This window comes from Actinomyces sp. HMSC075C01 (genome assembly GCF_001812965.1).
Classification (GTDB): domain Bacteria; phylum Actinomycetota; class Actinomycetes; order Actinomycetales; family Actinomycetaceae; genus Actinomyces; species Actinomyces acetigenes.
The window spans coordinates 58,706-78,798 of sequence record NZ_KV810972.1 but is presented as its reverse complement, the minus strand read 5'-3'; the positions used below and the strand labels follow the sequence as shown (position 1 = coordinate 78,798).

The 20,093-nt window shown below is 66.5% G+C and carries 13 protein-coding genes and 1 CRISPR repeat array; of the genes, 1 reads left to right on the top strand and 12 read right to left on the bottom strand.

What is annotated here, in order from left to right; translation table 11 throughout:
• Positions 1–51: 51 nt before the first annotated feature.
• A CRISPR array of direct repeats spans positions 52–2,092; the repeat unit is 28 nt; unit sequence GGATCATCCCCGCTCGCGCGGGGTTTAC.
• A 56-nt stretch (positions 2,093–2,148) separates the two neighbouring features.
• From cas2e to HMPREF2883_RS03970, 12 genes are all read right to left on the bottom strand, one after another.
• Entirely contained in the window at positions 2,149–2,493 is a 345-nt protein-coding gene (cas2e, locus tag HMPREF2883_RS04025) for a type I-E CRISPR-associated endoribonuclease Cas2e (RefSeq protein WP_371080333.1), read from the bottom strand.
• 41 nt (positions 2,494–2,534) lie between these two features.
• Positions 2,535–3,473, bottom strand: coding sequence for a type I-E CRISPR-associated endonuclease Cas1e (gene cas1e, locus HMPREF2883_RS04020; protein WP_070659090.1), 939 nt, complete (start codon positions 3,471–3,473; stop codon positions 2,535–2,537).
• 2 nt (positions 3,474–3,475) lie between these two features.
• The gene (cas6e, locus tag HMPREF2883_RS04015) at positions 3,476–4,162 is read right to left on the bottom strand and encodes a type I-E CRISPR-associated protein Cas6/Cse3/CasE (protein ID WP_070659089.1); all 687 of its coding nucleotides are present in this window, start codon (positions 4,160–4,162) and stop codon (positions 3,476–3,478) included.
• A complete protein-coding gene (cas5e, locus tag HMPREF2883_RS04010) occupies positions 4,153–4,869 on the bottom strand; it encodes a type I-E CRISPR-associated protein Cas5/CasD (RefSeq protein WP_070659088.1) in 717 nt (238 codons plus the stop codon). The genes cas6e and cas5e overlap by 10 nt, the downstream gene beginning before the upstream one ends.
• Complete coding sequence (gene cas7e / locus HMPREF2883_RS04005; protein ID WP_070659087.1) at positions 4,869–5,996, bottom strand: type I-E CRISPR-associated protein Cas7/Cse4/CasC; 1,128 nt, start codon at positions 5,994–5,996, stop codon at positions 4,869–4,871. The genes cas5e and cas7e overlap by 1 nt, the downstream gene beginning before the upstream one ends.
• A gap of 2 nt (positions 5,997–5,998) precedes the next feature.
• Positions 5,999–6,727: a type I-E CRISPR-associated protein Cse2/CasB gene (casB, locus tag HMPREF2883_RS04000; protein WP_070659086.1), complete on the bottom strand. Its 729-nt coding sequence runs from the start codon at positions 6,725–6,727 to the stop codon at positions 5,999–6,001.
• Entirely contained in the window at positions 6,724–8,391 is a 1,668-nt protein-coding gene (gene casA / locus HMPREF2883_RS03995) for a type I-E CRISPR-associated protein Cse1/CasA (protein WP_070659085.1), read from the bottom strand. The genes casB and casA overlap by 4 nt, the downstream gene beginning before the upstream one ends.
• The gene (locus tag HMPREF2883_RS03990) at positions 8,388–11,339 is read right to left on the bottom strand and encodes a CRISPR-associated helicase/endonuclease Cas3 (protein ID WP_070659084.1); all 2,952 of its coding nucleotides are present in this window, start codon (positions 11,337–11,339) and stop codon (positions 8,388–8,390) included. The genes casA and HMPREF2883_RS03990 overlap by 4 nt, the downstream gene beginning before the upstream one ends.
• A 415-nt stretch (positions 11,340–11,754) precedes the next feature.
• Positions 11,755–15,126 (bottom strand): isoleucine--tRNA ligase, encoded by a 3,372-nt coding sequence (gene ileS / locus HMPREF2883_RS03985; RefSeq protein WP_070659083.1) that lies wholly within the window; start codon positions 15,124–15,126, stop codon positions 11,755–11,757.
• Between the two features lie 539 nt (positions 15,127–15,665).
• Positions 15,666–16,613 (bottom strand): aldo/keto reductase, encoded by a 948-nt coding sequence (locus HMPREF2883_RS03980; protein WP_070659082.1) that lies wholly within the window; start codon positions 16,611–16,613, stop codon positions 15,666–15,668.
• A 159-nt stretch (positions 16,614–16,772) separates the two neighbouring features.
• Positions 16,773–17,642, bottom strand: coding sequence for a hypothetical protein (locus HMPREF2883_RS14640; RefSeq protein ID WP_070659081.1), 870 nt, complete (start codon positions 17,640–17,642; stop codon positions 16,773–16,775).
• Between the two features lie 118 nt (positions 17,643–17,760).
• The gene (locus tag HMPREF2883_RS03970) at positions 17,761–18,543 is read right to left on the bottom strand and encodes an SDR family NAD(P)-dependent oxidoreductase (protein WP_070659080.1); all 783 of its coding nucleotides are present in this window, start codon (positions 18,541–18,543) and stop codon (positions 17,761–17,763) included.
• 115 nt (positions 18,544–18,658) lie between these two features.
• Here HMPREF2883_RS03970 and HMPREF2883_RS03965 point away from each other — a divergent pair, with 115 nt between their 5' ends.
• A complete protein-coding gene (locus HMPREF2883_RS03965) occupies positions 18,659–20,026 on the top strand; it encodes a Na+/H+ antiporter family protein (protein WP_070659079.1) in 1,368 nt (455 codons plus the stop codon).
• Positions 20,027–20,093: the final 67 nt, after the last annotated feature.

Below are 20,093 nucleotides of genomic sequence, written 5' to 3'. Positions count from 1 at the left end.
CAAAACACCCCAAACACCCCTATGAATAAGCCTCTATGGGTTGGTGGGACAGGATCATCCCCGCTCGCGCGGGGTTTACTCTTCCTGCTGCCGTCAGAGAACAGCGCCGCGGGGATCATCCCCGCTCGCGCGGGGTTTACTCGCGGCTGCCGTCACCCTTCTTGTCCCTCTCGGGATCATCCCCGCTCGCGCGGGGTTTACAGAGAGACTAGCACGTCCTGAAGGTTGCCGACCGGATCATCCCCGCTCGCGCGGGGTTTACACCTCGACGCGCGCGAACACGGTAGAGCCGGCCGGATCATCCCCGCTCGCGCGGGGTTTACTGCCTCAAAGTCATAGTCTGAGGCGTCGAGCCGGGATCATCCCCGCTCGCGCGGGGTTTACCCGGTCCCGGCCACCACAGTGGTCTGGGTGAGGGGATCATCCCCGCTCGCGCGGGGTTTACCAGTTTATCTCACCAGAGGAGTTCACGGAGCAGGGATCATCCCCGCTCGCGCGGGGTTTACCCCATGGCCTCATACGCCCAATCCTGGAAGTCGGGATCATCCCCGCTCGCGCGGGGTTTACACACGCAAGCCGACCGGGCAGGTCTCCTGGCCGGGATCATCCCCGCTCGCGCGGGGTTTACAGTCGCGTCAGCGACGACGAGCTCGACGCGATCGGATCATCCCCGCTCGCGCGGGGTTTACCAGAGCAAGTACCAGGATGTGTACATTAAGCCGGGATCATCCCCGCTCGCGCGGGGTTTACACGCGCATCGCTTGCGCCATGATGTAGATGTCGGGATCATCCCCGCTCGCGCGGGGTTTACCCTTTCGGGCATATGCGGTAATAAATGCGCCCAGGATCATCCCCGCTCGCGCGGGGTTTACCGCCTCCATGAGGCGCGCTAGGACGATCCTGGGGGATCATCCCCGCTCGCGCGGGGTTTACGATCACCCCGTGACTCTGGAGAAGCTCTCCCGCGGATCATCCCCGCTCGCGCGGGGTTTACCTATGCCGCCACCGCCTATGACGTTTCTCTCACGGATCATCCCCGCTCGCGCGGGGTTTACGATTGGGTTGGGCTCCTGTGCCCTCCCGATGACGGATCATCCCCGCTCGCGCGGGGTTTACCAGGCACTCGACATCATGACCGACACGGCCGTGGGATCATCCCCGCTCGCGCGGGGTTTACGCGCCGCGGTAGGCGTTGCCCCCTCGGGCCGGCGGATCATCCCCGCTCGCGCGGGGTTTACCTCCACGACCAGCGGGCCGAGTAGTGGTTGCCGGGATCATCCCCGCTCGCGCGGGGTTTACCTCAAATCATTGGTCTGGGCCTGGCTGACGACGGGATCATCCCCGCTCGCGCGGGGTTTACGCGTAGGAGACGTTGAAGAGCACGGCCAACGCGGGATCATCCCCGCTCGCGCGGGGTTTACTTTGTGCACAGAAAGGGAGATTAATGGGATTTCGGATCATCCCCGCTCGCGCGGGGTTTACGCAATGACGCGTCTCTTGACTACCATAAGCGCAGGATCATCCCCGCTCGCGCGGGGTTTACCCAGGAGTGGACACCCCGGCGGTGTCGTGGTTCGGATCATCCCCGCTCGCGCGGGGTTTACCCGCCACCGAGTCCACGCGGGTCAAGGACTCCTGGATCATCCCCGCTCGCGCGGGGTTTACCACAAATCCATTAACCGTTTCGGTACCTACGTGGGATCATCCCCGCTCGCGCGGGGTTTACCATTCCAGCTGGCGCACGAAGTCGAACTCGGTGGGATCATCCCCGCTCGCGCGGGGTTTACCCTGTCTCGGCTAAGCCTGAGGACCTGATTCTTGGATCATCCCCGCTCGCGCGGGGTTTACTACGGATACGAGTCCTCTGCTATACGAATGTGCGGATCATCCCCGCTCGCGCGGGGTTTACCAGCGGCTGTATCCGACTTCGGCGGCGCACGCGGGATCATCCCCGCTCGCGCGGGGTTTACAAGCCATTCTGAGCGCCTTTCAGGGCCAGTCCCGGATCATCCCCGCTCGCGCGGGGTTTACCCGTCAGCGGACACCCTCTTCTTGACCAGACCCGGATCATCCCCGCTCGCGCGGGGTTTACGCTTGCGGATCCTTGGAATCCCAACGACGAGCCACACTACCAGACCTCGTTTGCCTTCACTGCCGACCTAGCGCTCGCTCCGCAGAGTTCCGATAGCGTCGTCGTCTCGCAGCGATCGACCAGGACTCCTTCGGAGGCTTGACGGCGCCGGGGATCGCCTGCGATCCCTCGATCTGCCGGTACGGGGTGCGCATGACAAGGCACCCTTCGATATCGACCGGTTCACGTTCGTGCGCCAGGGAGGCGATCTCGAACCGTTGCTCGGATCGCACCGACCAGATCAGTAGAGCCCGTCCCTCCCCGATGTATGCGCGCACCAGCTCCCACAACTGCTCTCGCACTCGAGCTGAGAGATGCCCGACGAAGACCCCAGGAGAGACCTCTAACAGCCAGCGGGTCATAGAGCCCCGCAACGAGGCAGGGGCAGCGGAGAGAACCAGGACTACCATCCCCCTGCGTCCTCTCCGGCGTAATTCGCCCCACCAGCTACAGCACGCTGCTGATAGTCCCACAGGGAGACGACGTTGATGCTCATGTCTTCCAGATCGTCAACCTCAAGCAAGCGGTAGATATCTTTGACCGTCCGTTCGATGATCTTGAGCTCGAAGACCTTGTCCCGAACTCGCCTGCGAGTGGTCCCAGTGAGGTCATCCATCCCCTCAGAGACGACATCGAAGGCGATGGGGATCGTCGTCTCCGCCTTGTACAGATCGGCAACGTCGTACACGAAAGACCGCTCATGCCCGGTGTGGACGAAGCCGAGCCCCGGAGAACAGCCCAGGGAGACGATCACCCCGTGGACGACGCCGTACAGGGCGGCGTGCGCGGCTGAGAGCGCCTGGTTGATCGGATCCGACGCTTCAAAGTCATCGGGACGGTAGTCGCGTCGAGTCCAGGGGACCCCGGTACGTCTGGAGTTGTCTCGATACACCTCGCGAACCCGAGCGCCTTCCCGGCCCCTGAGCTGCTGCATGGTGAGCCCCTCGACGTTTTCACCGCTGAAACGCATGCAGTACATCTCGCGCGCCACCCGAAGTCGCTTCTGGGGAGAGGAGACCCTGGCCGCTTGCTCCACCAACAGTCGGGTGGAGGTAGCCAGGGAGCGGCCGTGCGCATAGTAGCGCACGCCACGTTCACCAACCCAGACCGCCGTCGTCCCACACTCGCCGAGCAGGCTCATCGCCTGGTGACTGACCGACGTTCCCGGGCCGAGGAGGACGGCGACCAGCGAGGCAGCGGGAACGCGGATGGTGCCCTGGTCGTTGCGTGCGGTCAGGGCACCATCCTCCCGATGCACCACGCAGTGCTCCAGGTAGAGGAAGGACATCCGGTCCTGGACCCGGGGCAGCGCCGTCACCGGAACCGGCAGCATCCTGACCATAATCAGGCCTTCCGCACCCGGGCGAGCGTCATGAGCCCGCAGCCGTAGGCCTTGGACCGGCCGATCCCGGAGACGAGCGCACGGCGCAGGGACTCGGGATCGGTGACACGCAGAACACCTTCGTAGACGGTGCGGTTGATAGTCACGCGGTCGTACCCCTCGCCCCCTGGTCGTCGCCGGCTGAAAACGGGGCGTTCCCGGTGCGTGACCAAGACGGCCTCATCAATCCCCCCGCCATCATCAGGGTCCACGGGCATAAGCTCGAAGCCGAATCGTGGGGTGCGTTCAATAAGCCACTGCCGCTGCTGTTCAACGGTGACGTGCCCATACCGCTGTCCGCGCACTCCCGGTCCCTTCGAGGCCGAGTAGGACGGGTTCGCCGCAAGACGGAAGGCCCACAGCTGCCCTGTATCCAACGAGGTGAGGAACGGCGAGTAGTCCAGGGTCCGCGGCTGGGTGCCGACCGCCCCCGCCTCCGCGACGAGCTGAGAGCAGTCAGGCTCCAACGGTGAGAGTACGTACAGCGCCGTTGTCTCGCCTCGGTCGACCCGCCACAGGACGCGTCCGGGTCCGTTCCCGTCATGACCTCCGGTGGCACTCATGACGACGGCGTGCATGGCCTGAGACGACCCCAGAAACTTGCGTGCAAGGCGACGCTCCGGGGCCAGCTCGATCTTTGTTAGGAACACTGGTTCGCCTCCTCCAACGCAAGCATGGGATCATGTGCGTCCGCTTCAGGCACACCAACCTGCACCATGAGCCGTTCAACCTGGCGGAAGTCATAGTCGCGGCGTCGCGGATCGAAGGAAACCGGTACATCACGACTGCCGCGAGCCGAGCCCCGCTCCCCTACGGGTACGGCCTCCTGGTCGATCAGCAGCTCCGCGTCAAAGACACGGCTGCGATGCCGTTTCTGGAACCACGGTGAAGCGAGCCAGGGCTCGGTCCGAAGCACATCGAGCAGCGACGCCTCCCGAAGGCCCAGGGACACGGGAGGCGTCGGCGGGCAGGAGCGCCTCCCGAGGTATAGCGGGAAAGCCGGATGGTGAAGCGCCTCGTCAATGCCCTCCAGGAGGGGACGATCACCTTCGATACCTGCGAGGAAGACGGCGTCGGCGAGGTAGTACCGGCCCGACAGGGGCATGGAGTCCTTGCCGTCGAGGGTGCGTGCCGTGTGGAAGTCCCTGATGACTCGACCGGGCTGGTCCTTGCGCACCCCGAACCGCAGGGACAGGAGATCCTCGATCGGGTCCGTCCGGCGTCGGCCGACAGCGGCAGCCAACATGCCAATGATGCCGCTCTTGGACGGCTCAAGCTCGGTGGAGCGGACGGTGAAACGAGATTTCACCCCCCAGGCCTGCATAGGTCCTGCGAGTCGCAGGAGGAGGACGGTCATCAGGATCGCTCCTCATGGCTCACTCGGGAATCCACTACCTGACGGACCCGATCGGGCAGGTTGACGAAGGACACGCGCTCACCGAGCGAGGAGACGGTGTCTGAATCCTTGAGGGCAACGACGAAACTGCTCAGTGGCGTCACCCCGTAGTTCTTCTCGATCATCTTAGTGTACTGAGCGAGCGCCCCCACTGAACGGTCGACGTAACCGGTGCCGGAGGCCTCCGGCACCGGTTCCTCGAAGGCACCAACGAGGGAAACGGGTTGGTCGTCACGGATAGAAACAACGATGACTTCCGGGAGGGTCCGGTTGGCGAACGTGTTCTGCTTCCCTGTGGGCATGGACAGGCAGAAGCCCCTGATGAAGACCTCAAGCGCTCGCAGTGCCGCCTCACCGTCCCCGAGGTTCTCAACCAGCATGTCGAGATTAACGGTGGAGTAACGGTACATGGTGGCCGAGGAGAACTCCACCGTTCCCATCATTCCGGCACCGGCGTCCTCCTCCTCTGAGCGGTCCTTCTCATCGTCGACGGCGGTGAAGAAATCGTACTCGTTCTCAGCGGCGTGTGTGGAGATAGCGTGGGCCACCTGGCAGGCGGCATCAACGTTGAGGTCTGTGTCGTCGGCGACCATGCGTCCAAACAATGCGATATCGACGGCGTGCGTTTCCTTGAAGATCTTCTTGACTGCCTTGGCGTCGAGCGCCTCACCGTCGCGGACTGAGGCAACAGCCAGCTCTGCCAGGCGCGCGATCTGGCTGGCGGACAGGAACAGAAGGTATCCGGACTCCTGAGTCCCGTCTTTCTTGCCGCGCGGAGGTGAGAGCTTGATCTTGGCCGCCTTGAACACTCCCTCGGCGAGCGCAGTAGCGTTCTCCGCGAGTTCAGGTGCATCCTTTGCAATCGCCGAGCCCAGCACCTCGACGACTCGCTTCGTGCGTACGCCGACGTCATCGGCGTCCAGCAGGTCATTGAAGTACAGACGCGTTGCTCGTTTCCAGGACTGGCTGGAGACCCGCAGACGGCGGACGCCGCCGTATACAGCAGATTTGGGTGAGCCCGAGTCGTCTCGGTTGACGCAGGAGGGCGGAAGGTTCTGGATGATGTGAATATCGATGTAGGTGCTCATTGTCAGTTCTCCGGGGTTGGCTCGGTTATCGTTGAGTTGGTTGCAGATGCCAGGGTGGTATCGTCGGAAGAGGCTAAGGAATCGGCAGACAGGAACTGGTACTCCCGTGACCAGGTCAGGCGAACCTTTCTGGCTCCGCCCGGTTGCTGGAAGTGAAGGATGTCGTCTGCGAGCATGGCGTGATCCAAGGTGATGCTCCGGGCTCGGAGCAGCGAGATGAAGCCCCGCAGGTGGTGACGCAGCTCGGTGACGGTCGTCGAGGTGACCAGAGCGTTGAATCGCGCCCGGGCCGAAGGATTCTCGTCGTCCGGTGGACCGATCAGGCTGCGGGCGGCATGGCCGAGCCCTCTTCCGGGCACGAACATGGGTTCGGTCCGTGACTGCTGGTGCACGGCATAGAGCGTCATCGCAGTATGGACGGCAGTCTCCTCCCATGTGGGGGCGTCACCTGCATAGTCGGGAACGTGGACGCTCGTGAGTTCCCAGATCTCGGGAAGCTCACCGGGCGGCCTGTTCGCGCCCTTGCGCAGAACGGCCAGCTCACCGCGTGCTCGCGCCTCATTGCGCCGATAGCGGGCTTGCAGGCCCTCCTGCCTCTTCGTTCCACCAATGCGCTGGTCGACGAGGCGGCCGGCATTCTCCTCCAGCCGCGGACGGTAGGGCCGCTGGCGCGCTCCAGGCAGCGCTGCTTCTGCAGGGTTGGCGTGTGTACTGGTATCCGACACAGTCATGCCGGTGTCCTTTCTTCATTCATATTGTTCTCAGCGATACTGTCTTGCTGCGCAGGTGCCGGTACAGCCACATTCAGAGCACGGCGGAAGAAGAACAACGCCTTGCCGACGTCCATCCGCCCCTTCCCCTCTCCACGCCCGGCGAAGGCGGTGTCTGGCACAGCGGATGCCAGCGCTTCCTGCTGTCCCCATGCCTCGGAGCGCAGCAGATTGCGCCACAGGTCGTGCGCACTGACCGGCTCGGCTTCGTCCAGAGAGGCGAGCCATCGGGGGAAACGCTCATCGATGACCTGGTAGAAGGCGGCACTGGCATGCTCGCGCGCAGCCGATGCCGTATCCGGGCTCCCACCGCGAGCACGGTCCAGGTTCCCAGCCAGGTTCCGCAGTGCGGAGGCGACATGCTCCGTCTCCTCCATGGCGTCGTGCACAACGGCGAGCAGGCGCCTGTTCTCGGGATCGAGCAGACCCGCCGGCAGCGACAGGACGTCGTCGACGAGCTCGGCGACGGTCGACTCGTTGCTGCCGTACTCGACGCCGACGGCACGTAAAGGAATGAGACCTCCTACAGGCACGATTCTGCGACGCATGAGCTCCTGATAGAAGGAGACGACACCTGGAGAACGGTATCGTGTCACTTCCCCTGCGCCTTTTACCGTCACCTTCGGGCTCAGCTGAGCCACGACGGTTGACAGCCCCCGCCAGAATGCTCTGTCCGTCGGCAACTTGCACGGCATGTAGACGGGCGTTTTGAGCTTCTTGGTCTGGGGTTCGGAGAAGCGCCATGCGGACATCGGTTCCACCAGATACCGGTTCTGAGGCGTTGCCTTGTCGCCATTGCCGAGGAAAAGACCGGTGACTCCCTCATCGCCTCCGTGCAGCAGCACGCGGCGCGTCTGCCACGTGTAGCAGGACACGGGCCCCGTAGGTTCCAGGTCGTGGGAACCCGCCGGGCCATCACTCTCGTGCTCCCACGGAGCAAGATCCTGCTCTGGGTCGACATCGACCAGATCGGAGAGCTCCTCACAGACAACGGTGTTGAGGAGCAGCGTCTGCTCCAGGCTTTCGCCCGCCACGGTCACGGTGCCGATCTGCCCTGTCCACCCGGGGCCGATTGGGTACCCCTTTCCCCCTTTGACCTGGGGATCTCCGACGGCTCCGGTGCGAATGCCGGACGGGTCGAAGGCGTGGACGTGAACCAGCCATCTGGCCGCCTCCGCCCAGCCGATGGATTCCAGACCTTGAGCAATACGAGTCGTGAAGAAGGGATTTCCGTTGGGGACGTCCGCGATGAGGGACTCCAGCCCCGAGATCTTGCCCGATGCCGCGTGGATACCTGCGACCTGGAAGAAGGGGCGATCCGGGTCGCGCAGGTCGAAGCGCTCCCGGTAGCGCTCCAGGTAGGTACTGGCGTCCCGTCCCAAGCGCTCGGGCTCCTCCCAGTACTCCCTCCAGGTGTCCAGGTCCTCCGGCCCATCCATGGTGCGGTGGCAGATGGCCAGCAGCAAGCGCAGGATGGCCACATCCTGGCTGGCGATCTCGCCGTGGATCCCGGCGATGTCCGTCGCCTCCTGGAACAAGGCGAGGAGAGAGACCTCGTCGGGAGCGCCGTCGAGCCGGGTCACCCGAATCCAGGGCTCGTCAAGAAGATTGAAACGCTGCGTCATTCTGATTGGACCTCCTTGAGCCCGGTGGATGGGGAGTACTCGAGTACCGTGTCGGCCAGTTGCGCCCGGCCCTTATCCAGGAGAAGGAACAGCTGTCCGCGGAGCTGCGGATCATCCTGCCAGGCGGGTACGACACGTATTTCCAGCTCATCAATGACCTGGTCGATCCTGCTCGGGTTGCTCAGACGCGGGGGCAGCCTCACGGCAGACAGGGCCATGGCGCGGGCGATCTTCTTGTCCGGGGCACGGTCTGTGGGGATCATAGCTCCTGGAGCCTCCGGTGCGGATGGCAGGGTGCGTAACTCCTCCTGACCGCCTACCCGGCGCAGGTCCAGGAGGATGACCTCCAGGGAGTCCTCACCGTCGCGGACCTGGGCGCGTCCCCTCTCCTCGTTGTCGGAGGCCGTCACGTGCAGCCAGCCGATCAGGGAGGCACCCTTCCCTCTCCGCTCGGGCTCATTCAGAAGGAATCCCTGAGCAGCCTCGTGCTTCGCACGGTTACTCGTCGCGTACTTCTCTCGAGCTCGGTCGATGGCTTCCCTCCACGACGGCGGTACTGGGGCATCGGGACCGTAGACGGCCTCAATGAGGTCGTGGACATCATCGGGAACCGTGACGATGCCGGAGCCGTCGATCGCCCGGTCCAGTGCGGCCGCGCTCATGAGCATGTCCTGCTCGCCATAGATCGCCTTGGCCCCCGGTTCCAACGAGAGCTCGGGAGACGACATCGATGGCAGCCAGTCGATGTAGCAGACGGGCTCGGCAAGTCGGGGCGGCCGCCGCCGCTGGTGACGGTGCAGGCGTCCCATGCGCTGGAGGACCAGGTCGATGGGAGCGAGGTCAGTGACGAGCAGGTCGAAGTCGACGTCGAGAGACTGCTCGACGACCTGGGTGGCGACGACGATGGCTCTGCGCGGGCGCTTTCCAGCCTTGCGCGGAGGACCAAAGCGGTTAAGAAGATCCTTGTCCTTGGCGAGCCGGTCGCCGATCGTGAACCGGGCGTGGTTGAGACTGACGTCCTCACCAAAGTGCTCGCGCAGCCGCTCATAGGTCTCCTGGGCGCGCCGCACCGTGTTGCGTACCACCAGCGCGCAGCCGCCGTCGACGAGGGCCTCCTCCAAGAGCGGGATCAGAGCGTCCTTCGTAAGCCGTCTGAGCCGGACTGTGCTGCGTCGTCCCGACGCGGTCGGGACGACCTCAGTGCGCTCCTCACTAGCAGTGACCAGGCAGGGGAAGGGAGTGTGCACGTTCTCAGGGGCGGGACGCCGGCGGACGCGCTTACCTGCTACCAGGCGCAGGCCCCGTCGGTAGGCATCGACCATGGCGGAGCAACGGGCCTCGGACAGTGTGGCAGACAGGAGCACCACTGGCACCCCGTAGGCTGCGAGCCAGGTCAGGACCCGGTCCAGGTAGACGTTCATGTACGTGGAGTAGGAGTGCACCTCGTCGACAATGACGACCTTGCGGGACAGTCCCAGGTGTCGCATGGCCAGGTGTGGGGAACGCATTGCCCCGAACAGCAGGTGGTCCACGGTAGTGACGACGAAGTCCGACAGCATCGACTTCTTGCGTCCGCTGAACCAGGCCAGGATCGCCAGGTCGGCTCTGCGGCCGTCCTCGGAGTCTGCGGCACGGCCCGTTCGAGCCTCTTCCTCGTCCCATCCGATCCCGATAGGGCGTGGGCTCTCGCCGGTCGAGTCGTCAAGCGATCCAAGGAGCCGGTCACGGATCTCGTAACCGCGGCGTCGCAGAAGCTGCGCCTCCTTGTTGAGTCGAGACCGTCCGTGCAGGAGCTGAGCCGCGAACTCCGACGGCGCCCCCTTACCGGCGTAGGCCTCCTCAATGTTCTCCAGCCAGTTGAGCTCGCGGGAGAACATGGCGTCCGTGGTCGCCTGGGTGGGGAGGGCGAAGAGGATTCCGGAGCGGCGTGTGCGGGCGGCGAGCACCTCGGCGGCCATGAGAGCCGCCTCAGTCTTCCCTCCTCCCGTGGACTCCTGGACGATAAGCATGCCCGGCAGGCCCATGGTGCGGGCGGCCTGGAGTGTGCGGGCCTGGACGTCGGTGGCGCGAGCACCATCGGGCAGGTTGAAACGACTGGTGAGCAGACAGTCGGGAGCGGCGCCCTCGTCGCGGGGACGCCATGGTGCGGGGATCTCCAGACGCGACAGGCCGGTGGCCGCACGAAGGGCATGGGCGTCGGGCGCGAGCAGGCGCGCACCGTCGTCCTCGAGGGGCAGCAGCGGGAAATAGGCTTCGGTCGAGGCGATCCAGTCCGAGACGATGAGCAGCCCCGAGAGCTCCACGAGGAAGGGCTGGGACCATCGGTGACGCGCCCAGCGAGGAAGAGGAGCCGCAGCACCGGTGCATCGTGTCACGAGTTCGAGGAGCTCGTGGCGGGTCACGCTCCACGCCTCATCCTCGCCGAGGAGGTGCTCATGCCCGTAGTAGTCGGTGGTGAGAGCCGCCGTCGTGGGCGGGATACCGTGATGTGCGCCGACGACGGAGGCGAGGGCCTCGGCGGGTTCAAGGTCCCAACCATGGCCTTCCATGAGCCAGTTCTCCAAGATCACATGCCCAGCCAGGGCGTGTGGTACCTTGCGCCGCTCGAGAGGATCCACCGGTTCGTGGATCAGCCCTGCCTCCTTCATGCGGTCGTCGAGGGCCGGGGCCTGGACGGAGAAGGCCGGGGTGCACTTGCCGATATCGTGCACCCCGGCAATCCAGGAGGTGAGCAGACAGAACTCCTCCACCGGGGTCAGTCCTGAGTCGGAGTCCTCGAACTCGCGCTCAATGAGTTCGAGGACGGTGGGCGCCAACCAGTGTCTGGCGAGGTGCTCAGCCACTGCTGCGGCGTCGAGCAGATGCAGCCAGAGTGGGAGCCAGTGGCGACTCTCGGGGTCATAGCCGAACTTGGCCCACACGGATCGGGCTTGCTCCGAGAGCGTCACAGGGATCTCCTTCGTTGGAGGGTGAAGCCGAATGGACCTCGACACTGAGGTTCGTCCGCAGGGGATTTGGAGTGTTTCAGCGGAAACTGCGTACTTCCGCTCAGCAGTAGCAGCCCACCCCAGAGGCAGTTCAACTTTTCAATCAAACGGGCCTCAGGAGCCGAGTTTCCACGGGAAATAGTAGCACGCGGACCACTCATCATGAGACCTGTAACATAGGAGAGGCGCTGGCATCCACTCTCTACGCAGAAGGTTGATGAAGCTACTTTAACCGGAGCGGTGAATATCGGCGCCGTGTCTTCTCGCGATCCATTGCGAGACAAGCCGAGAAGCCCGGTACTGGACATACTTGCGGGACCGGCAGACCGATTCACGCGGTCTGCCGGTCCCGTAGGTGCTCAGGCCCGGATCCCGATCAGGCCTTGCCCGCCCCCGTGGCCGTCTCGGTGACCTTCTCGACGGTGGCGGTGGGCTCCTTCACAGCCGGGTCCGCCACAACGGAGGCGTCCACGCAGCCGACCTCCCGCTTGATGAGGTCCAGGTGGGCACCAGTCCAGGCGTCCTTGTCCTGGGGAACCCTCAGCTCCAGGCGAATCCGGTCCCCCACGTGCAGGCCGGCGGCCTTGCGCTCGTCCTGGACCAGGCGCACCAGGTCGCGGGCCCAGCCCTCGGCCTCCAGGGCGTCGTCGAGGGCGGTGTCCAGGACCACGAAGGCTCCCGAGGGCAGCATGGTGGCGGCCAGGGAGTCGTCGTCGACCTCGATGCGGGTGGTCAGGGTGAAGGCGGAGTCCTCCGCCTCCAGGAGCACGGGGGTTCCGTCGAGCAGGACGTCGTCGAAGCGCACGTCCCCGTCCTCGGTGAGCTCCCACTGGCCCGCCTTGACGGCGGCGAAAAGCCTGGAGGTGAGCTTGCGGACCTCGGGGCTGAAGGCGCGCGGGTTGAGGGCCAGGTCCGTTCGGGCCTCGTAGCCGGCGGACTCGGCGTCCAGGACCCGCACCTCCTTGACGTTGACCTCCTCGGCCACGAGCTCGCGGAAGGGGGTTAGCCCGGCCGGGTCCGCCGTGGCGATGGTTAAGCTTCGAAGCGGCTGGCGCACGCGCAGCTTCTCGGCCTTGCGCAGGCTCAGGGCGGCCGAGACGGCGGCTCGGGCCTCGTCCATAGCCGTGACGAGCTCGGCGTTGGCGACATGCTCGGGCAGGACGGGCCAGTCGGTCAGGTGCACGGAGCGCCCACCGGTCAGGCCCCGCCAGATCTCCTCGCTCACCAGCGGCGCCAGCGGCGCCATCACCTCAGTGAGCACGCGCAGCACGGTGGCCAGGGTGTCGAAGGCGGCCGTCTCGCCGTCGGTGAAGCGCTGGCGCGAGGTGCGCAGGTACCAGTTGGTGAGCACGTCGAGGAAGTCGCGGATCGTGGCGCAGGCCCCGGTGATGTCGTAGCCGTCCATCTGGGCGGCCACCGTCTCGGCCAGGTCCTTAGTGCGGGCCAGGACGTAGCGGTCCATGACGTGCAGGCCGCCGTGCTTGGCGAACAGGCTCGCGTCGCCCAGGTCGACGCCGTCGGTGACGTAGCCGGACTGGCCCACCTGACCCGCGTAGAGCGCGAAGAAGTACCAGGTGTTCCACAGCGGCAGCACCACCTGGCGCACAGTGTCGCGGATGGCCTTGTCGGTGACCACGAGGTTGCCCCCGCGCATGACCGGCGCCGAGAGCAGGAACCAGCGCATGGCGTCGGCCCCGTCGCGGTCGAAGACCATGGAGACGTCCGGGTAGTTGCGCAGCGACTTGCTCATCTTGGCCCCGTCGTTGCCCAGGAGGATGCCGTGGGAGACGCAGGAGGTGAAGGCGGGCCGGTCGAACAGGGCGGTGGCCAGGACGTGGAGGGTGTAGAACCAGCCGCGGGTCTGGCCGATGTACTCCACGATGAAGTCGCCCGGGTAGTGCGACTCGAACCACTCGACGTTCTCGAAGGGGTAGTGCACCTGGGCAAAGGGCATCGAGCCGGACTCGAACCAGCAGTCCAGGACGTCGGGGATGCGGCGCATCATGGACTGACCCGTGGGGTCGTCGGGGTTGGGCCGCACGAGGGTGTCGATGAAGGGGCGGTGCAGGTCGGTGACCTTCACGCCGAAGTCGCGCTCGAGCTCGGCGTAGGAGCCGTAGACGTCGGTGCGCGGGTAGTCGGGGTTGTCGCTGACCCACACCGGGATGGGCGCGCCCCAGAAGCGATTGCGCGAGATCGACCAGTCGCGCGCGTTCGCCAGCCACTTGCCGAAGATGCCGTCCTTGATGTGGCCGGGGTACCAGTCGATGTCCTGGTTGAGCTCGACCATGCGGTCACGGATCGCCGAGACGCGCACGAACCAGGAGGAGACGGCCTTGTAGATGAGCGGCTTGCGGCAGCGCCAGCAGTGCGGGTAGGAGTGCACGTAGGAGGCCTGACGCACCAGGACGGCCCGCTGGTTCTCGTCGCGGCGGGCCAGGGGGCCGGCCCCGTCGCGCAGGTCGGCGACGATGGGCCTGTTGGCCTCGAAGACCTGCAGCCCGGCGTAGTCGCGGATCTCCTCGGTCAGGCAGCCGCCGTCGTCGACGGGCACGACCGTCTCGATGCCGGCCCCGGAGCAGGCGATCATGTCGTCCTCACCGAAGGCCGAGGCCATGTGCACCAGGCCGGTTCCGTCGGAGGTGGTCACGAAGTCGGCGGCGATGATCGTCCAGGCGTTCGGCCCGGGGGCGGCGCCCTCGGCCCGGTGGGCGGCGTCGTCGAAGTAGTCGAAGATCGGGTGGTAGCGCCGCCCCACCAGGTCGGCCCCGGTGCAGGTGGCCAGTACCTGCGGGTCCTTGCCGAGCTCGCGGGCGTAGGAGCCCAGGAGGTCCTTCGCGATGACGACGTCCTGGCCGGCCACCGGGGAGTCGAGGTCCTCATCGACGTGGACGGTCACGTACTCGACGTCGGGCCCCACGGCGATGGCCACGTTGGAGGGCAGCGTCCAGGGCGTGGTGGTCCAGATGAGGACCAGCTCGGGGCGCTCGGCGCCCTGGCGCAGCGGCTCCTCCAGGCGCAGGCCCACCGTGACCGTGTTGTCCTGGCGGTCCTGGTAGACGTCGTCGTCCATCTTGAGCTCGTGGTTGCTCAAGGGGGTGCGGTCGTGCCAGCAGTAGGGCAGGACGCGGTAGCCCTGGTAGGCCAGGCCCTTGTCCCACAGCTGCTTGAAGGCCCACAGCACCGACTCCATGTAGTCGGGGTCGAGGGTCTTGTAGTCGTTGTCGAAGTCGACCCAGCGCGCCTGGCGGGTGACGTAGTCCTGCCACTCCTTGGTGTAGCGCAGGACGGAGGAGCGGCACTCCTCGTTGAACTTCTCGATGCCGATGCCGCCGGGGCGGGTGATCTCGGTGACGTCGTCGATACCGAGCAGGCGCTGGGCCTCGAGCTCGGCGGGCAGGCCGTGGGTGTCCCAGCCGAAGCGGCGCTCGACACGCTTGCCGCGCTGGGTCTGGTAACGCCCGACGGCGTCCTTGACGTAGCCGGTCAGCAGGTGGCCGTAGTGGGGCAGGCCGTTGGCGAAGGGCGGGCCGTCGTAGAAGACGAACTCGTCGCAGGGCTCGGCGCGGTTGTCGATGGAGGCCTGGAAGGTGCCGTCGGCCTTCCAGTAGGCCAGCACGTCCTCCTCAATGGCGGGGAAGGAGGGCGAGGGGTCGATCTGCTCCCCCGGGCGGTGCAGGGGGTAGAAGGCGGCGCCGGTCGGCTCGCTGCCGTCGGCGGTGGTGCTGTCAGCCATCTTCTCAGCCATCGCGGTGTGCTCTCGTCTCACTCGTTCCTGCCGCCTCGGGCGGGCGCCCGAAGCCTGACGAGGACGACGTCGGCTCGGCCGGGGAGAGTTCCTCAGCCGGCACCGCACCGCGGTACCACCTCGCTTGCCGTGCTGCGCCCCGAGAGGGACGGCGTGCACGACCGCTTCGTTTCCAGCTGTGACGGGCTGTCCCGTCCGGTTCTACTGAGGGCCGACGACGCTGGTGCGCCGGGGCCCGGTTCTTCCGGAGGCTCGCCGGTGATGGCCGGGTCACTGCCTTTGCTCCGGGAAGTCTAGTGGGCGGTGCGCCACCGGGGCCAGTTCACGCCGCGGCTTGGCGGCGTCATCCTCCCCACACCCGACGGTGGAATAGCGCCGAACGCCACCTTCCCTAGCCCAGACCCGCCCCCAGCGCCCGCGACCGAATCTGCACATATCCAACAAGAACTTCACAATCGACACGTATACGCGTCATTTTTGAAGAAAAGGTCGATCTGTGGGCGGTGGTCCTGCTGGTCGCCGGCTCGGATCCGCTCGGTCTAGCCGGCTGCGTTGAGCTCCTCAAGGGCCTCCTGCGGAAGACTGAAGCGGGTGGCCTCGACGGCGTCAGTGAGCTGGGCGACGCTGCTGACGCCCACGATCGGGGTGATGGTCGGCTGCTGGGCGTTGAGAAGGGCCAGGACGACCTGGCTCGGCTTCATGGCAAGACGGTCCGACCACGTGCGCAGCGCCGTCAGTCGCTTGTCAGTCCCCGGGTGCCTGTAGGCCTCGGGCAGCGGGCGTTCCGGGTGCTCGTAGGCGCCGGTGAGCAGCGGCGTGTAGGCCCACAGGTCCAGCCCGCAGCGCTCGGCGAGGTTCTTGCTCTCGACGGTCATCATCCCATGGGGGTGGTCCTCGCCCTCAACCGGGGTGTCCGGCCTCGGGTGGAGATAGGACTCCCGCAGCTGCAGGGCGCTGAAGCCGGCCGAGCCCCGTTGCTGGGCGTGCACGTTGGCTGCGGCGGCGTACCAGGCCGGGTGGTTGGACAGCCCGATCCGTGCGGTCAGCCCTTGGTCAACCAGGGCGCCGAAGCTCTCAGCGACATCCGCGACCGGCTGCGCCCGGTCCTCCATATGGGCCCAGTACATGTCGACGTGCTCCGTCTGCAGACGCTGCAGACTGTCCCGGATGGCCTGGTTGACTGTGTCCCTGCCGAGACCTTCCACGGCGCCCGGGAAGCCGTGGGGGCGGGTCGGCTCCGCACCGACCTTGGTGCTGATCCGCACCTGGTCGCGTACGCCGCGATCAGCGAGCCACTGGCCGATGACGGTCTCGCTCTGGCCTCCGAGGCCGGACTCGGCTCCCCAGAAGGCGTAGCAGTTCGCGGTGTCGATCCACTGGCCACCCAGATCCAGGTAGGCGTCGAGAATTTCACGGGACTGGGCGGCGGACAGGCGGGTTCCGAAGTGCATGGTGCCCAGCGCCATGCGGGGACGTGTGTCAGTCATCGGGTTCCTCTCCTCCGTGTCATCAGGGTGCGCGATGCGAGGTGTGCCAGCGACCGTAACCGAATCTGCACACACCGACAAGAACTTCACAGACGACACGAATACGCGTCGCCTTTGAAGAAAATGTTGTTCTGTGGGCGGCGGCCGGTGCCGGCGGCCTCAGCTCTGCGTGCTCGGAGAAGTGTCCTGCTGCTGGAGGACGCCCGAGGAGCCAGAGCCGCCCTTCTGGTTGCTATCACCCGAGCCGGAGCCCGACTGCTGGTCGCCGCTCGAGCCGGAGCCGCTGGAGGCGTCGCCGTTGGGGGTGGTTCGGCCGGCTCCACCGGAGCCCCCTCCCGGACCGCCCTGGCCGCCTTGACCGTTCTGGCCACCGAGGCCTCCGCCGGGCATCTGCCCACCGGGCCCGCCCTGGCCACCAGGTCCTCCCCCACTAGGACCTCCCTGGCCCCCTCCGGGCATGCCCTGACCGTTGCCGGCTCCCTGCTGCTGGGCCTGACCGTGCTGGGAGCCGGAGCTGAGGAGCTCGTTGGCCCCCCACCCGGCCCCGAAGGAGCCCGCCAGCAGCGCCACCCCGGCAGCGCCCACGACGACGCGACGTCGGTACCAGGGCCCACGCGCCTTGGTCCGGGCCTTCTTGGCCGCCGCGGATGTGGAGGGCACTGCGCCAATGGTCGCAGCGTTCTGAGCATCCGGGGACGCCCACGCCCCGCCCAGCCTGGTGTCGGCGGTGCTGCTGGCAGCCGAGCGAGCCGCCCCGGAACCCTTGGCGGAGTCCTTGGTAACGTCCTTGGCAAGAACCTCGGTCCTCACCGAGCCTGAGTCAGTGGTTCCCGCAGTGTCCTTAAGGTCCTTGACGTCCTTGGTGCCGTCAGTGTTGCTACAACTGCCAGGGTCGCCCGCCGCGCCCTGCGGCAGGTGCTGCGCTGCGGCGTCGACGGCATCGGTGGCGTCCCTGGTGGGGAGGCTCTCCGTGGCCGCGTCGCGCGGGGACGAAGTGGCGTCGCCACCGGAGGAGACATGCTTGGTCATGGGTGTCCTTTCAGTCTGTTTCCCGGCCCGGCCGGGGCTGGAAGAGACGTTAGGAACCCGCGCTGTGCCCGGGGCAGGTCGAGCCTGTGGACCTCCTATGTCTGGCGGTCCCGCTGCCCTACTGCTCCCGGGCCACCAGGGTGTTGGAGGCCTGGGCCCGCGGCCGCACCACCATGGAGTCGATATTGACGTGGGCGGGCAGCTCCAGCGTCCAGGCGATGCAGGCGGCGACGTCGTCGGCGCTGAGCGGCTCGGCGACACCGGCGTAGACCTTCGCTGCGGCCTCGGCGTCCCCGTGAAGGCGGTTGAGGGAGAACTCCTCGGTGGCCACCATGCCGGGGGCGATCTCAATGACGCGCACCGGCTCGCCCACCAGCTCCAGGCGCAGCGTGTTCGCGATGATCCGCTCGGCGTGCTTGGCCGCCACGTAGCCGCCCCCGCCGGGGTAGGTGTCGTGGGCCGCCGTGGAGGTGAGGAAGACCAGGTCCCCGCCCCGCTCCCGCAGCCCCGGCAGGAAGGCCTGGCTCACGCGCAGGGCCGCGAGCGCGTTGCGCTCGTACATGGTGGCCCACTCCTGGGCGCTGCCCTCGGCGACCGGGTCGACTCCCAGCGCGCCACCGGCATTGTTGACGACGGCGTCAACGGCTCCCTCGGCCAGCACCTCGCTGGCCAGGCGCTCGACGTCGCCGGGCTCCTGGAGGTCGGCGGCCACCCAGGTGCAGCCGGTCTCGGCGGCCAGTGCTTCGAGGCGCTCCACCCGTCGCGCGGTGGCGACGACCTCCCACCCGTGGGAGCGCAGGAGCCGAACGGTGGCGGCGCCGATGCCGGTGGAGGCGCCGGTGACCAGGGCGCGGCGGGCCGGCGCGGAGTCGACGGTGACGTTCTTCAGGTTCTCGCTCATCGGTCCACGATACGTCCCCGTCACGCTCGCCTGGCACAATCGGGCTCGATTCGCACGGGTCCTCCCAGGCCCGCTTGCGAAGCCCAGCACAGTTCGGCCCCACCGGAAGGCCCTTATGAACGCCATCATCCTCGCCGTCCTGGTCATGCTTATCCTGGCGATGCTGCGCGTCCATGTGGTCCTGTCCCTGTTCGTCGGCGCGCTCGCAGGCGGGTTGAGCGCCGGCCTGGGCGTCAGCCGCACCATGGTCGCCTTCCAGGATGGGCTGGCCGACGGCGCCCAGATAGCCCTGTCCTACGCGCTGCTGGGGGCCTTCGCCATGGCGGTGGCGCACTCGGGGCTGCCCCAGCTGCTGGCGAACTGGCTTATCGGCCGCATCGAGAACGACGACGAGTCTGCGTCTCGGAAAGCCGTGCGCACCACCACCATGCTGGTGTTGGGAGGCCTGACCACCATGGCGATCATGAGCGAGAGCCTCATCCCGGTTCACATCGCCTTCATCCCTCTCGTGGTCCCACCGCTGCTCATCGTCATGAGCCGCCTGCAGCTGGACCGCCGCGCCGTGGCCTGCGCCATCACCTTCGGGCTGGTCACGACCTACATGTTCCTGCCCCTGGGCTTCGGGCGGGTCTTCCTTTACAACACCCTCTACCGCAACATCAAGGAAGCAGGTCTGGACGTCTCACAGGTCTCTGCCACCCAGGCCATGGGAATCCCGGCGCTGGGCATGGTTGCGGGGCTGCTCATCGCCGTGTTCGTCACTTACCGCAAGCCCCGCGTCTACCAGGTCGACGCCGGCAGCGGCGTGGGCTCGGGCGAGGAGGTCTCCGGCTCGGTCGAGGTGGACCGCCGCAAGATCCGGGTCGCGCTGGTCGCCGTCGTTGCCTGCTTCGCGGTCCAGGCCTTCCTGACCTGGACGAAGTCCGAGGCCGACCCGCTCCTGGTCGGGGCGCTCACGGGTCTGCTGCTGTTCATGGCCACCCGGGTCGTCACCATCGCCGAGGCCGACGACGTCTTCACCGGAGGCATGCGGATGATGGCCCTCATCGGGCTCATCATGATCACGGCGCAGGGCTTCGCCAAGGTCCTCAAGGAGACCAAGCAGATCGAGCCGCTGGTGAAGTCGGCGACCTCCTTGTTCGCGGGATCCAAGCCCGCCGCCGCCTTCGTCATGCTGCTCGTGGGCCTTATCGTGACGATGGGCATCGGCTCGTCCTTCTCCCCCCTGCCGATCATCTCGGCGATCTATGTGCCGCTGTGCGTGTCCCTGGGCTTCTCGCCGGTCGCCACGGTCTGCCTCATCGGGACCGCTGGGGCGCTGGGGGATGCCGGCTCACCGGCGTCGGACTCCACGCTGGGTCCCACGGCGGGGCTCAACGCTGACGGGCAGCACGACCACATGCGCGACTCGGTCATCCCGACCTTTTTGCACTTCAACATCCCCCTGCTCATCGCCGGGTGGATCGCTGCACTGGTGCTCTGAAGGCCACCGGCGCCCCGGAAGTCGTATCGCCTGGCGCGCGCCGCGGTACGGTGGTGGCGTCATGTCG

Coding starts and splice junctions, on each gene's coding strand:
- HMPREF2883_RS03965 (WP_070659079.1), top strand. CDS start 18,659: ATGAACGCCATCATCCTCGCCGTCCTGGTCATGCTTATCCTGGCGATG.
- casA (WP_070659085.1), bottom strand. CDS start 8,391: ATGACGCAGCGTTTCAATCTTCTTGACGAGCCCTGGATTCGGGTGACC.
- HMPREF2883_RS14640 (WP_070659081.1), bottom strand. CDS start 17,642: ATGACCAAGCATGTCTCCTCCGGTGGCGACGCCACTTCGTCCCCGCGC.
- cas1e (WP_070659090.1), bottom strand. CDS start 3,473: ATGGTCAGGATGCTGCCGGTTCCGGTGACGGCGCTGCCCCGGGTCCAG.
- HMPREF2883_RS03980 (WP_070659082.1), bottom strand. CDS start 16,613: ATGACTGACACACGTCCCCGCATGGCGCTGGGCACCATGCACTTCGGA.
- cas5e (WP_070659088.1), bottom strand. CDS start 4,869: ATGACCGTCCTCCTCCTGCGACTCGCAGGACCTATGCAGGCCTGGGGG.
- cas2e (WP_371080333.1), bottom strand. CDS start 2,493: ATGACCCGCTGGCTGTTAGAGGTCTCTCCTGGGGTCTTCGTCGGGCAT.
- cas7e (WP_070659087.1), bottom strand. CDS start 5,996: ATGAGCACCTACATCGATATTCACATCATCCAGAACCTTCCGCCCTCC.
- casB (WP_070659086.1), bottom strand. CDS start 6,727: ATGACTGTGTCGGATACCAGTACACACGCCAACCCTGCAGAAGCAGCG.
- ileS (WP_070659083.1), bottom strand. CDS start 15,126: ATGGCTGAGAAGATGGCTGACAGCACCACCGCCGACGGCAGCGAGCCG.
- HMPREF2883_RS03970 (WP_070659080.1), bottom strand. CDS start 18,543: ATGAGCGAGAACCTGAAGAACGTCACCGTCGACTCCGCGCCGGCCCGC.